Raw genomic sequence first — 12,618 nt, 5'->3', positions numbered from 1 at the left:
AGCGGCTGGGGCGCCTGGGGCCTGCGCGAATATGCCGGACAGCCCCTCGCCGAAACCCCCAAGCGCCGCGCCGCCCTCGAATTCGGACGGTAAGCGCTCCTGCGAGCGGACTGGTGAAACGCCAGTTTTGATGGCATGGGCCGATCGTCATGTCGCAAGGCGGACGGTCGGCCTAGCCGGTCGTCCGGTCGGCGTTCAGCTGCTCGAATGTTGATGCGGGGAAGACCAAGTGTTTGAAGTCAAAGCTTGGTTGTACGCCATTGTCTTCCTCGTCATTGGCCTGCTCGGGTTCCGCTACTGCGTGGACCGCAGGTTGAATACGGGTATCGGCAAGAATTTTCTGCCGCTCATGGCAATCACCCAGCTGGCGGCATTCGTTAGCCCGACGGTCCTCATCTATAATTCGATCGTCGCCATTGCGATGGTCGTGGGCTGCCAAAAGCGCGACCAGATCGCGCCGACCTATCTCTTCCTGCTGGTCACACTGCCGCTGCCGAGCAAGGTGATCTCGACAGGCTCCACCTATTTGATGGCCTATGACGCTTCGATCTCGCTGGCATTGGGCGGCATGGCGGCGCTGATGATGCATCCCGGCGGCCGGCCGCAGCGCTCTGTCGCCAATGACGTGCCGATCTACGCCTTCCTTCTGCTGCTCGCCTTCATTAACGCGCGATCGACCACCGCAACCAATCTGTTGCGGGTGCTGCTCGATCTTACCTCGACGATCCTGCTGCCCTATTTGCTCGTCAGCCGGGCCGTGCGCAGCGCCCAAGACTTCCGTTTCGCGATCTATGGCCTGGTAGCGGGGATGGCGGCATTGTCGACGCTGGCCATCTACGAAGCGCTCCATATGTGGCCGCTCTACCGCATCGTGGCGGATCATTACGGGATCTATCTCGGCGGCGACGCGAACGTGAAGGTCCGCGCCGGTCTTCTTCGATCGCCCGGGCCCTTCACTGAACCGACCTCATTCGGCTATTGTCTCGCGATTGGCATGATCGCGGCGATCCTGTCACGCAATCTCTTCCGTTCCTCCACGCTGTATCTCGGATTTCTGGGCGTCTTGTGCCTGGGCATTCTCGCCCCGCAATCGCGCGGCGCGTGGCTGGGGGTGATCGTCGGTATCGTCGGACGCGAAATCTATGACGGCCGCTGGGCGTCTCTTTCGAAGAAGGTCGCGATCGGGGCGATCGCCGGACTGGCAATCGTCACGGCGGGCAAGCTCGACAGCCGCATCGCATCCACCGCCGGTCTCAATGCCGAGGGACAGGGAACGGTCGAATATCGATCGAACCTGCTGACGCGCGGCCTGGAGGAGATCCGCGCCCATCCGGTGATCGGCCGGCCGCCGGACGTTGTCCGCGCGGCGCTGCGCGACATGACACAGGGTGAAGGCATCGTCGACTTCGTGAACACCTACCTCTTCATCGGCCTGACATCGGGCGTGATCGGCTTCGTCATCTTCGTGCTGATCTTCCTGACTCCCTGCGGTGCCCTGCTGAAGGCGCGGTCCACGCCGTTCTTGCGCCTCGCTTTCCGTCGAGGTCAGGATCCGACCGCGGGCCTTGTCTTTGGTACCCTGCTCGGGATCATGAGCATGATCGCAGTGACCTCCATGACGGGGCGCACCACGATCTTCGTGGCCATCGAGATCGGATTCGCCTCTGCGATCCTCAACTTCGTCTATAGCAGGCAGGCCATGCCGAGGCAGCGGGCGGCAGCCACTGTCGATACCCAGGCCTCGGCCGCCATGCCCGTCCCCGGCGCCTGAGCGGACACGGCGGCATGACCCGGCTTATCGCGGCCTCCCTCATCTGCGGGCTCCTTGCCGGCTGCGCGCCCTCATATGCGCCGGAGGTGCCGGCGAGCGACAGCGGTCTGCGCCGGACTCTCGGCATTCTGAGCGGTCGCGATCCGGCGCAGCCCAGGGTGCTGCGCATCCTCTTCTACGGCCAGTCGATCAGTACGCGCGCCTGGACCGACATGGCGGCCGCGGAACTGCAGCGCCGGTTCCCGAACACCGATCTGGTGGTCGAGAACCGGGCGATCGGCGGCTTTGCGGCCGATCTGCTGGAGCGGACCGTCGCGCGCGATGTGACCGAATTCTATCCCGATCTCATCGTCTTCCACGTCTATGGCAATCATCGCGCCTATGAGCGGATCATCCGCACCATGCGCGCGCGCACGGCCGCCGAGATCGTCGTCCAGACCGATCATGTCACGACACCCGTCGAGCCGGTCTGTGACGAGGGGCTGCATCTTGCCTGGAGCCCCCCTCCAGGATGCCACGGGCATGTCTGGTTTCGCCAGAATGTCTGGGAACAGCATATGTCGAGCGTCGTGATACCCGGCTATGCCCGGCGCTACGGTCTGGCCCTCGAGGATCGTCGTCCGATCTGGAACGCCTATCTGCGCCGCCACGATCTCGTTCCCAACGATCTGCTTGCCGATGGCCTGCACCCCAATGCCTTGGGCTGGCGGCTGATGGCCAAGCTATGGGTAACCTATATGCAGCGGCAGGTCTTCGCCTATCGGGGCGAGCGTTCGACGCTCGTCCGATCCTATCGGGTGGGCGATGCCGATGGAAGGCCGCTCGCGATTGTCGGCAATCGGGTTGAACTGATCGCGGACGCTCCGCTTGACGGCGGCGTTCAGGCGCTTGTCGACGGGCATTCGCCCACAGCAGCGAACGGATGCTGGCAGAATAGCCGCACCACCAGCGTGCCGGGTGTGCCCGAATGGCCGATGGTGAAGCAGGTCGACACTGCGGACGGAGTTCATCGCGCCGATCGCTGGACGGCGCGGATCACCGCGATCGGGCCCGACGGCAAGACGGGCACCTTCGCCCTGTCATCCGCGCGGGGTGGTCCCGACGGTACCGGCAGACTCGAACAGGATTTCACCTCGCCCTCCGGCGCAATCCGCATCGCCGCCAAGGACTGGGTAATTCCCATGGCCTATGAGGCGCACGGCGTGGCGCTTTCGATCGGGTTCCAAGTTCAGTGGGAACGGCGCTTCGTCTGTCGCGACCAGCCTGTCGTCGATCTCCAAGGGCGCCGGATCCAGACGCGCCACGTCGTCGCGACCGGCATGACCAATGGTCCCCACAGGATCGTGCTGCGCCTGACACCTGAGGCGCGAGCGCATATTCGCGAGATTCGCGTCTATCGGCCACCGTTGAAGGAGGCTGCCGCGTGACACTTGCCGCGAGCCGCATCACCGCGATCATCGTCAACTACCGTACGCCCGACCTGACGCTCGGCTGCCTTGCGGCTCTCGCCCGGGAGCGTGATGCGCTGCCGGGCCTGGATGCGATCGTCGTCGATGGCGGTTCGGGCGACGGATCGGCCGAACGGTTGGGGGAGGCGCTCGCCGCGTCGCCATGGGCAGCATGGGTCCGTTTCGTGCCGCTGGCGCTCAATGGCGGGTTCGGCTGGGCGAACAACCAGGCGATCCGCCGCGCACTCGCCCAAACCGATGCGCCCGAATTCGTCTACCTCGTCAACCCGGATGCCGAGATCGAGCCGGGCGCGCTCGTCCGCTTGGTCGAGGCGCTGCAGGCCGATCCGAAGGCGGCCGCCGCCGGCAGCCGGCTGATCGCGCCCGATGGCCGCCTGCTCGGATCGGCCTTTCGCTTTCCGACGATTCGGCGCGAGTTCCTGCGCGGCGCCAACACGCCCGCGCTCGAACGCCTGACGCGCACCCCGCCGCTCGTCGTCGATGCCGAGGCGGAGACGACCGCGGACTGGGTCACCGGCGCCAGCGTCCTGATGCGGGCCGAGGCTCTGCGCGAGTGCGGCCTCTTCGACGAGGGCTTCTTCCTCTATTTCGAAGAGGTCGAGCTGATGCACCGCTTCCACCGCCATGGCTGGCGCGCCCGCTTCGTGCCGGCCAGCCGGGTGCGCCATGTCGGTGGCGCCGCCACCGGGGTGAAGGACGGCGTCAGCGCGCAGCGGCGGCTGCCCGACTATTGGTTTCGCTCCCGCCGCCGTTTCTTCGCGCGCGCCTATGGCGTCGGCGCGGCGCGGCGCTCGGCGCTGGCCTGGATGGCCGGCTTCGCGATCTGGCGGCTGCGCGAGTTCGCCGGCTTCGGCCGCATGAGCGCGCATGCGCCGGGCGAGTTCGCCGATCTGAAACGCAATGGGATCGGTGCGGTCGATTTCGACCGGCAAGACGCCATCGGCCGCTGGGACGGTCCTCTGGATCGGCCCCCGGCCTGGGCGGAGCAGCAGGCATGAGCATCGCGGTGATCGCCATCGGCCGCAACGAGGGCGAGCGGCTCAAGACCTGCCTTCGCTCGCTTCCGACCGAGGCGCGTCGAGTCTATGTCGATTCGGGCTCCACCGATGGCAGCGTCGCCTTCGCGCAGGCCATGGGGGTCGAGGTGGTCACGCTGCCGCCCGGTACGCGGTTCACCGCGGCGCTCGCGCGCAATGCCGGGCTGGCGGCGATCGGAGCCGAGGAGGCGGACTTCGTTCAGGTCGTCGACGGCGATTGCGAGCTCGACCCGGACTGGATCGCCGCCGCGGTGGCGGCGTTGCGCGCTGAGCCCGATCTCGCGGTCGTTTTCGGTCGCCGGCGCGAACGCTTCCCGGATGCCAGCGTCTACAACCGCATGTGCGACGACGAATGGAACGTGCCGGTCGGCATCGCCATGTCGTGCGGCGGCGACGCGTTGTTCCGCCGCACCGCGCTCGACGCGGCAGGGGGCTACAATCCCGATCTCATCGCCGGCGAGGAACCGGACCTGTGCCAGCGCCTGCGCGAGGCGGGCTGGCGCATCCGTCGCATCGATGCCGAGATGACCCGCCACGACGCGGCCATGACCCGCATCGGCCAATGGTGGCGGCGCACCGAGCGTAGCGGCCACGCCTTCGCCGAACTGGCCTGGCGGCACGGCGCGAAGGGTGATCCGCACTGGCGGCGGGAGGTGAAGAGCATCGCCGTGTGGGCAGCAGCATTGCCGCTCGTGGCGCTAGTTGCGGGCGCGATACTCGGGGTCTGGGCGACCCTGCTCGTGCTCGCCCTCTATCCGGCCCAGATCGCGCGAATCGCGCAACGCATGCGGCGTGCTCGCAACCTGCCGCCGCGTTTCGCCTGGGCGCTCGGCTTTTTTCTCGTCGCCGGCAAGTTCGCCCAGGCCAAGGGCGCCGCGCGCTTCCACTGGCGGCGGCTGAGCGGCCGGCGCGGGGGTCTGATCGAATATAAGGGCGCGGGGCAGTGAGCGTCCTCGCGTTGCGGGCGCAAATCCGCGAGGATCTTGCTGTGCACGACGGCGACTGGACCCGCCCCGGCTTCCGCGCGATTGCCGCCTACCGCATCGGCGTGTGGCGGATGGGGGTAGGCCCCAAATGGCTGCGCGCACCGCTGACCCTGTTCTACAACTGGGCCTTCCGCCACTGCCGCAACGTCTATGGCATCGAGCTGCCCTATACCTGCACGATCGGGCGGCGGGTCCGTATCGAGCATCAGGGCGGCATCGTCGTCCATGGTGCGACCGTGATCGGGGACGACTGCATCATCCGGCAGAACTGCACGCTCGGCATCCGCCGGCTCGATCAACTCCACGATGCCCCGATCCTCGAGGACGGAGTGAATGTCGGCGCGGGTGCGGTCATCCTCGGCCGGGTGACGATCGGCACCGGAGCGGCGATCGGTGCCAATGCCGTGGTTCTGACCGACGTCCCGGCCGGCGCCTTGGCCACGGGCGTGCCCGCGACCGTGCGACTGCGGGGCTGAGCCGCCCGCGCGACATCGTCGCCGCGCCGTCTCCGACGTACTGGCGCAACTCTGTCTGGCGTCGATCCCGCCGTCGCGGTGTGCTGCGAAGGTTCTCAGTCCTGGCCGTCGATCGCCACGATCCGCGCCGGGATGCCCACCGCTGTCGCACCCGCGGGCACGTCGCTCACCACCACGGCGTTGGCACCGATCCTGGCGTGGTCGCCGATCATCACCGGTCCGAGGATCTTCGCGCCGGCACCGACATCGACATGACCGCCCAGCGTCGGCACACCCCGTTGCGTCGCCCCGATCGTCACCTGCTGGAAAAGCAGGCAGTTGGGGCCGATCCGGGCGGCGGGATGGATGACGATCCCGTTCGGGTGCGGCAGCAGCAGGCCGCCGCCAATCACGCTGTCGATCGGAATGTCCGCCCCGGTCACGATCGACCAGAAGCGATGTCGCTGCACCGCAAGCCTCTCCCGCAGATAGGCGAGCGGACCCCGCCGCGCCCGAGCCGCGTGCCAGGCCCGGATCGCCGCGAGCAGCGATCGGGAGGGATACCATTGGCCGAAACGCTTCGTCTCGCGCGACCAGTCGGGCACGGTCGCCAGCCGCATCGCCTCGTCCGCTTCGTCCATCGCCCGGTCCCGTTCCACGTTTCCGCCGCTAGCGCGTCTTTCGCTAAGCCGCCATTAAGAACGCGATGTCATAGCGCTGGCTGACATTGACCTGACCCGCGCGATGGTATTGGGCCGGCGCGATCGTCTATCGGGCGACGTCTTTGGGGGCCGTGCGACGATCCATGACCATCGCCTATCTCGTCAACCGCTACCCGACCGTCAGCCATACCTTCGTCCGGCGGGAGATCGCCGGGATCGAGGCGGCGGGCACGTCGGTGCTGCGCTTCTCGATCCGCGCCGCGCCGGGCGACCTGCCCGATCCTGCCGACCGGGCGGAACGCGACCGGACGCAGGTGGTGCTGCAGGGCGCTCCCGGCCTCGTGCTGGAGGCCGCCGTCTATCTGCTCGCCCGACCGGGCCGCGGCTGGCGGGCCTGGCGTGCGGCGCGGACAATGGTCGGCGGCGGTATGCGCGGCCTGGTGCAGCGCGTCGCCTATCTGGTCGAGGCGTGCCGGATCGGTCGCGCGATGGAGAAGGCGGGAGCCCGCCACCTCCACGCGCATTTCGGCACCAACCCGGCGGCCGTCGCACGGCTGGCGCACATCCTGACCGACATCCCGTACAGCTTCACCGTACATGGCCCCGATGAGTTCGACGCGCCCGTCGCGCTCGACCTTGCCGGCAAGATCGCCGACTCGGCCTTCGTCGTGGCGATCAGCCATTACGGCCGCAGTCAGCTGTGCCGCTGGGTCGACGTTCCGCTCTGGTCCCGCATCAAGGTGGTGCGGTGTGGCGTGGAGATCGCGGCGATCGACGCCGCCCGCGGCGAGGCTGCGCCCGGCTATGACTTCTGCGCCGTCGCCCGCCTCGCGCCGCAAAAGGGTCTGCCGTTGCTCATCGAGGCCCTGCTCCATATGCGCGACCGCGGTCTCCAGCCACGCATCGCGCTGGTCGGCGACGGTCCATTGCGCGAGACGCTGGCGACCGAGGCGGCGCGGCATGGCCTGTCCGACCAGATCGGGTTGCTCGGCAGCCGCGACGGCGCGGGCGTGGCCGCGCAGCTGCGCGCGGCCAGGGCCATGGTGCTACCCAGCTTCGCCGAGGGCCTGCCCGTCGTCATCATGGAGTCGCTCGCGGTCGGCACGCCCGTCGTCACGACCATGGTCGCCGGCATCCCGGAGCTGGTCGATCAGGAGTGTGGCTGGCTCGTTCCGGCCGGCGACGCGATGGCCCTTGCCGAGGCGATGGAACGGGCCCTCGGCGTTACGCCCGAGCGTCGCACCGCCATGGGGGCGGAGGGGCGCCGCCGGGTCGAGGCTGCGCACGATGCCGTCGCCAACGCCCGGCAGCTTCTCGGCTATATGAAGGTGTGATCGCGATGCCCGACCTTCTTTGCCTATTGCTGGCGCTGCCGCTGATCGTCGCTACCGGCATCTTCGCGACCGAGGCCTGGGGCGGCGTCGTGACCGCACGGGGCGACGGGCCGCCGCTGCCGCCCTTCGATCCCGCCGCGGTCGTGGTGCTCGTACCGGCGCATGACGAGGCGCGCGGCATCGGCGCGGTGCTCGCCCGGATGCGGGCGGGCATGCCGGCGGGCATGCGCCTGCTCGTGATCGCCGACAATTGCACCGACGACACCGCCGCAATCGCGCGTACGGCGGGCGCGGAGGTGGTCGAACGCTTCGACACAGCGAGACGGGGGAAGGGTTTCGCGCTCGATCACGGCCGCGCGACCCTCTCGGTCGCATCGCCCGCCTGTGTCATCGTCGTCGACGCGGACACGGTGCCCGAAGCCGGCGCGCTCGCCCGCCTCGCCGCCCGCGCCATCGCGAGCGGACAGCCGGTCCAGTCCGCCTATACGATCGATGCGCGCGACGAGAAGAGCAGCATCGCGCGATTCTCGGCGGCGGCCTTTTACGTGAAGAATGCCGTCCGCCAGCTCGGCGCCGCGCGAATCGGCGCGCCGGCGGTGTTGACGGGGTCCGGCATGGCCTTTCCCTGGCCGATCTTCGCGCGTCTGCCGCTGGCGACCGGCCATGTCGCGGAGGATCTGATGCTCGGCGTCGAATCGGCGCTCGCCGGTCGTCCGCCCCTGTTCGATCCTCGCGCCGTCGTGCTCGGGACGGCCAGTTCCGACAAGGGCACGGCCGTCCAGCGGCGGCGCTGGGAGTCCGGATTCTTCCAGGTCGCCTCCGACAGTGCGGGTGCGCTGCTCGCGCGTGGTATCGCGCGAGGGCGCTTCGGCTGTGTCTGGTTGGGACTGCATTTGCTGACGCCCCCGCTCATCCCGCTGATCGCGCTCGATACGCTGGCGGTGGCGGCGCTCGCGCTGGTCTGGCTGTTCACCGGGATTGGCGAAGCGGCCTTGGCGGTCCTCGCCGGACTGACCGCGGCCGCGGTCCTGGCGGTGCCCGTTGCGTTGGCATCACATAAGCGGCTGTTTCTGCTCGATGGGTGGCACGCGGTCCCGCGATATATGTTATGGAAGATCGGCCTCACCCTCGCTGCGCTGTTGCGCCGGGAGAAGGCCTGGATCCGCACCGACCGCGACTAGATTGGCGCTTTGTTAACCATGTGTGCCTAAACGGCACAGATCTGAAGCAGGGAGACAGGGGGAAGGTGAGCCCGTTGGTGGACTCAGGCAATGGCGGCAATACGGCCGCGCCGGCGCGTGACCGGCGCGCGAACCGTACCCCGGCCATGATGGAGCTGGCGGGTCTCGCGTCGCGGCTGCTGGAGGGCGGTGCGGTGCTGATCGTCGGCCTGATCGGCGTCTGGATCACCTTCGACGTCTTCGATCTGCGGCCGGTCGAGGACTATGTCCGCGTCGCCTGGCTCAGTGCGATCGCCTATGCCCTCGTGGGCGAATTGACCGGCTGTTACGATGTCGACGCGCGCTTCACCCTGCGCGTCGGCTGGACCCGCGTGCTGGTCGCCTGGGTGGGCGCGTGCGTGGTGATGCTAACCATGGCCTTCTTCATGAAGGCCTCGGACAGTTTCTCGCGCGGCTGGGCGATCTTCTGGTTCACCTCGGTCGCGACCGGGCTGATCCTCGCGCGCGGCGTCACGACGGTAGCGATGCGCGGGCTGAAGCGTCGTGGCGTCTTCAACCAGCGCGTCGCGATCCTGGGGTCGAGCGCGCAGGGACGGCGGCTGGCCAACTACATCTCGGGCAACAGCCTGTTCACCATCGATCTGGTCGGCTGCTACGACGATTACGCCCGGGGCGATGAGGGCGGCTGCAATCCCTGGCGCGGCGGGTTGCAGGCGCTGCTGTCCGACATTCGCGCCGGGCGGATCGATCAGGTGATCATCGCCATGCCCTACGCCAATGACGAGGAATTGCAGGGCGTAGTCGCGCAACTCTCGATGCTTCCCGTGCTGATCCGCCTCGCGCCGGACCTCTCGTCCTTCACCATGGCGGGGCAATCGATGGTGATGCTCGGCGACCTGCCGTTGATGACGCTGTTCGAGCGGCCCATCAACGGCATGGACCAGGTGATCAAGCGGGTGGAGGATCTGGTGCTCGGCACGCTCATCCTGATCGCGGCCGCGCCCTTCCTGCTGATCGTGGCGATCGCCATCAAGCTCGACAGCCCCGGCCCGGTCTTCTTCCGGCAGGAGCGTGAGGGATTCAACCAGCAGCGGTTTCACATCTGGAAGTTCCGCTCGATGCGCGTCGAGAAGCTGGAATACGACCAGATCCAACAGGCGAAGGTCGGCGATCCGCGCGTGACCCGGGTCGGCCGGATCATCCGCGCCACCAGCATCGACGAGATCCCACAGCTCTTCAACGTGGTCATCGGCGATATGTCGCTGGTCGGTCCGCGTCCGCATGCACCCTCGACCCGCGTCGCGGGCGTGTTGTTCAGCGAGGCGACTCAGACCTACGCCGCCCGCCATCGGGTCAAGCCCGGCATGACCGGCTGGGCGCAGGTCAACGGCTGGCGCGGTGAGACCGATACGGATGAAAAACTACTCAAACGAGTAGAATTCGACCTGTTCTACATCGATCACTGGTCGGTCGGCTTCGATCTTTACATCATGGTCCGCACGGTTGCGGCCGTGATGTTTCCCAAGTCGGCCTATTGATCGCAAAGCGGGTCTTCATTCGCCTGTCATCCCTGTGTCATTCTGACACGAATCATAAAATCATTTTGGTCTCGACTTGGAATCTGCCCTATTTTGGGGCGGCTATCCGCTTGCTCCGCTTTACTTTTGGATGAACGGCTGCTTTACCAAATGCGGTCGCCAAGCGGCTTGTCGGGTCTAGCGTCCATATGAGGCGCGGACCGGGTCTGAAGGTGTAACAGGGAGGTTTCCTCATGATGAAGAAGGTTTTGTTCATGGCTGCCGCGATCGGCGCCGTTGCCGCGGCTCCGGCCTCGGCGGTTACCGTAATCGCGGAGCAGGGTACGCTCGCGAATTTCTCGCGGAACTATCCGGGGCTCGCGTCGACCACGTTCGACTTCAATAGCGGCAACACCACCACCGAAGCGAACAAGATCACCGGCGCGGGCTTCACGTTCAACGGTTCGTCGGGCACTTTCGGCGTCCGCACCGGTTCGTCGCAGGGCCAGTGGCAGCAGCCGACTCCGGGCGACGCCTCGTCCTACGCGTCGGTCCAGAACAACAGCACGCTGAAGATCTTCACCAGCAACGCGGCGTCGCGCGGCTACGATCTCATCAGCCTCTATCTGGGCTCGGTCGACGACTACAACTCGATCTCGGTGCTCAACACCGCGGGCGTTGCGATCGCGACCTACACCGGCCAGCAGCTGCTGAACTTCGCGGTTCCGGCCGGCACGGCGAACGGCACGACCTCCTATCGCATCACCTTCACCCGCTCGGCTGGTGACGTGGCGTTCGGCGGTCTGTCGGTGACCTCAAACCGTGACAACGCGGCCGAGTTCGACAACCTCGTCTTCGCGGTGCCGGAGCCCTCGACCTGGGCTCTGATGCTGGCCGGCTTCGGCATGGTCGGCATGGCGATGCGCGCGCGTCGTCGTCGTACCAGCGTCGTGTTCGGCTGATCCCAGCCTGAACCGTTACGCAGCGGAGCGCCGCGGCCCAACCGGGTCGCGGCGCTTTTCTGTTTTCAAGCAACGATTTGCGCCAAGAAGCTGCAAGAGGTTTGCAGCGGCCGCATTCGTTACTCCGACGTTTTTTGCTGCACCTTCGGCAGGTTCCGGACTAGAGTCGGCGATCAGGAGTTTGCCCGATGTACCGTCTTCCGACCGGCCCTCTTCCGAAAGCGGATGTCTCCCGACGCGAAAGGTCGTGGGTGTTCACGGCCGGTTCGCGGCACTTCGCCTTCACGCGAATCGAATATCAGGCATCGACTCGTCATGACCTTGGCCATTCGGTGGTCGTGGCACGCGGTTGGCGGCCATCCGCAATCATCGGCGCGATGGTGGCCCTGCTAGGCGGCACGACGCTGATCGCGCTCGCGATCAATTCGACCCGGGCGAGTGCCGGCTATCGCTACGTCGTCAGCGTTCCGCTGCCACCTGTGCGGCACGCTCCCCGGCCCGAAGCGCCGCTGCTCAAACCCGTGGTTCGTGCGACTCGCCACGCAGCGGTGCCCGTTACTCCGCTTCCGGTCCGCGTCGATCCGCAGATTGCCGACTATACGGTCGGCGAGCTCGACTCTGCTGTGGAACCAGCGGGCGCCAATTCGATGAGCGCCGCGATCGGCGCGGCGATGACGACCGGTCGTCTGCAGCAATGGGCGACCAGCGACGGCGGCGAGCGCGGATTCGTCGTGGTCGGTCCGGCCGAGTCGGGCAGTAGCGGTTGCCGCGCAGTGTCGATCCTGATCCGGCGTGACGGCGACAATCAAGTGGAACGGCGTCGTCAATGTCCGAACGATCCCGTAACACCGTAGGGCCGGTGGTGACATCTTGCGCCGTTCGCGCGGTGCGGAATCGAGGCTTATCGAGTGTCGGGTGCGTCGACCTCGTTGAGGGCGAGCGGTCAGGATGAGGCAACCTCGTCCAACCTCCCGTCCGATCGATCAGCCTGCCGATCTCGAGCGGTGATCATCCCAGGCAGGCGAGACCTCTGCAAAAGTTTCCCGTCCACCCCGGCGAAGGCCGGGGTTCAGTGGGAAACGGCAGCAAGTTGATACGAAGCGTTACCCAGCTCGGCCCCGGCCTCCGCCGAGGTGGACGAGGGGGGTCGGTCACCGGGACTTTTGCAGTGGTGGCCTTCGCTTCCCGTCGGATGAAATCCTGCCGTAGCTGCGGCGCTTCACGTCAAAGGCTCGATGAACGCG

11 protein-coding genes are annotated in these 12,618 nt (G+C 67.0%); 10 read left to right on the top strand and 1 reads right to left on the bottom strand.

Going from position 1 to position 12,618, the window contains the following annotated elements; all coding sequences use genetic code 11:
* Positions 1-229: 229 nt before the first annotated feature.
* The 5 genes from IEX18_RS14270 to IEX18_RS14250 are packed head-to-tail and all read left to right on the top strand — an operon-like array spanning position 230 to position 5,739.
* Entirely contained in the window at positions 230-1,771 is a 1,542-nt protein-coding gene (locus tag IEX18_RS14270) for an O-antigen ligase family protein (protein ID WP_188659383.1), read from the top strand.
* 14 nt (positions 1,772-1,785) lie between these two features.
* Entirely contained in the window at positions 1,786-3,198 is a 1,413-nt protein-coding gene (locus IEX18_RS14265) for an SGNH/GDSL hydrolase family protein (RefSeq protein WP_188659382.1), read from the top strand.
* A complete protein-coding gene (locus IEX18_RS14260) occupies positions 3,195-4,238 on the top strand; it encodes a glycosyltransferase family 2 protein (protein ID WP_229664581.1) in 1,044 nt (347 codons plus the stop codon). The genes IEX18_RS14265 and IEX18_RS14260 overlap by 4 nt, the downstream gene beginning before the upstream one ends.
* The gene (locus IEX18_RS14255) at positions 4,235-5,224 is read left to right on the top strand and encodes a glycosyltransferase family 2 protein (RefSeq protein ID WP_188659381.1); all 990 of its coding nucleotides are present in this window, start codon (positions 4,235-4,237) and stop codon (positions 5,222-5,224) included. Before IEX18_RS14260 ends, IEX18_RS14255 begins: the two co-directional genes overlap by 4 nt.
* A complete protein-coding gene (locus IEX18_RS14250; protein WP_188659380.1) occupies positions 5,221-5,739 on the top strand; it encodes a serine O-acetyltransferase in 519 nt (172 codons plus the stop codon). Before IEX18_RS14255 ends, IEX18_RS14250 begins: the two co-directional genes overlap by 4 nt.
* 95 nt (positions 5,740-5,834) lie before the next feature.
* On the opposite strand, the gene IEX18_RS14245 is transcribed toward IEX18_RS14250, so the two are convergent.
* Positions 5,835-6,377, bottom strand: coding sequence for a serine O-acetyltransferase (locus tag IEX18_RS14245; protein WP_229664580.1), 543 nt, complete (start codon positions 6,375-6,377; stop codon positions 5,835-5,837).
* Positions 6,378-6,523: 146 nt separating this feature from the next.
* Between IEX18_RS14245 and IEX18_RS14240 the strand changes: the two genes are divergently transcribed.
* The 5 genes from IEX18_RS14240 to IEX18_RS14220 all read left to right on the top strand — a co-directional run bounded on the left by IEX18_RS14240 (position 6,524) and on the right by IEX18_RS14220 (position 12,228).
* The gene (locus IEX18_RS14240; protein ID WP_188659379.1) at positions 6,524-7,714 is read left to right on the top strand and encodes a glycosyltransferase; all 1,191 of its coding nucleotides are present in this window, start codon (positions 6,524-6,526) and stop codon (positions 7,712-7,714) included.
* Between the two features lie 5 nt (positions 7,715-7,719).
* On the top strand, positions 7,720-8,895 hold the full coding sequence (locus tag IEX18_RS14235; protein ID WP_188659378.1) for a glycosyltransferase family 2 protein: 1,176 nt from the start codon (positions 7,720-7,722) through the stop codon (positions 8,893-8,895).
* Positions 8,896-8,960: 65 nt separating this feature from the next.
* The gene (locus tag IEX18_RS14230; RefSeq protein ID WP_188659377.1) at positions 8,961-10,433 is read left to right on the top strand and encodes an undecaprenyl-phosphate glucose phosphotransferase; all 1,473 of its coding nucleotides are present in this window, start codon (positions 8,961-8,963) and stop codon (positions 10,431-10,433) included.
* A 233-nt stretch (positions 10,434-10,666) separates the two neighbouring features.
* Complete coding sequence (locus IEX18_RS14225) at positions 10,667-11,374, top strand: PEPxxWA-CTERM sorting domain-containing protein (RefSeq protein WP_229664579.1); 708 nt, start codon at positions 10,667-10,669, stop codon at positions 11,372-11,374.
* A gap of 188 nt (positions 11,375-11,562) precedes the next feature.
* Positions 11,563-12,228 (top strand): hypothetical protein, encoded by a 666-nt coding sequence (locus IEX18_RS14220; protein ID WP_188659376.1) that lies wholly within the window; start codon positions 11,563-11,565, stop codon positions 12,226-12,228.
* Positions 12,229-12,618: the final 390 nt, after the last annotated feature.

Source organism: Sphingomonas metalli (assembly GCF_014641735.1).
Lineage (GTDB): Bacteria > Pseudomonadota > Alphaproteobacteria > Sphingomonadales > Sphingomonadaceae > Sphingomonas > Sphingomonas metalli.
Note: the sequence above shows the minus strand (reverse complement) of the source record. Positions and strands in the feature narration are given on the sequence as shown.

Excerpts from the sequence above, each read along its gene's own strand:
- IEX18_RS14220 (WP_188659376.1), top strand. The coding sequence starts at position 11,563 with ATGTACCGTCTTCCGACCGGCCCTCTTCCGAAAGCGGATGTCTCCCGA.
- IEX18_RS14265 (WP_188659382.1), top strand. The coding sequence starts at position 1,786 with ATGACCCGGCTTATCGCGGCCTCCCTCATCTGCGGGCTCCTTGCCGGC.
- IEX18_RS14225 (WP_229664579.1), top strand. The coding sequence starts at position 10,667 with ATGATGAAGAAGGTTTTGTTCATGGCTGCCGCGATCGGCGCCGTTGCC.
- IEX18_RS14240 (WP_188659379.1), top strand. The coding sequence starts at position 6,524 with ATGACCATCGCCTATCTCGTCAACCGCTACCCGACCGTCAGCCATACC.
- IEX18_RS14255 (WP_188659381.1), top strand. The coding sequence starts at position 4,235 with ATGAGCATCGCGGTGATCGCCATCGGCCGCAACGAGGGCGAGCGGCTC.
- IEX18_RS14235 (WP_188659378.1), top strand. The coding sequence starts at position 7,720 with ATGCCCGACCTTCTTTGCCTATTGCTGGCGCTGCCGCTGATCGTCGCT.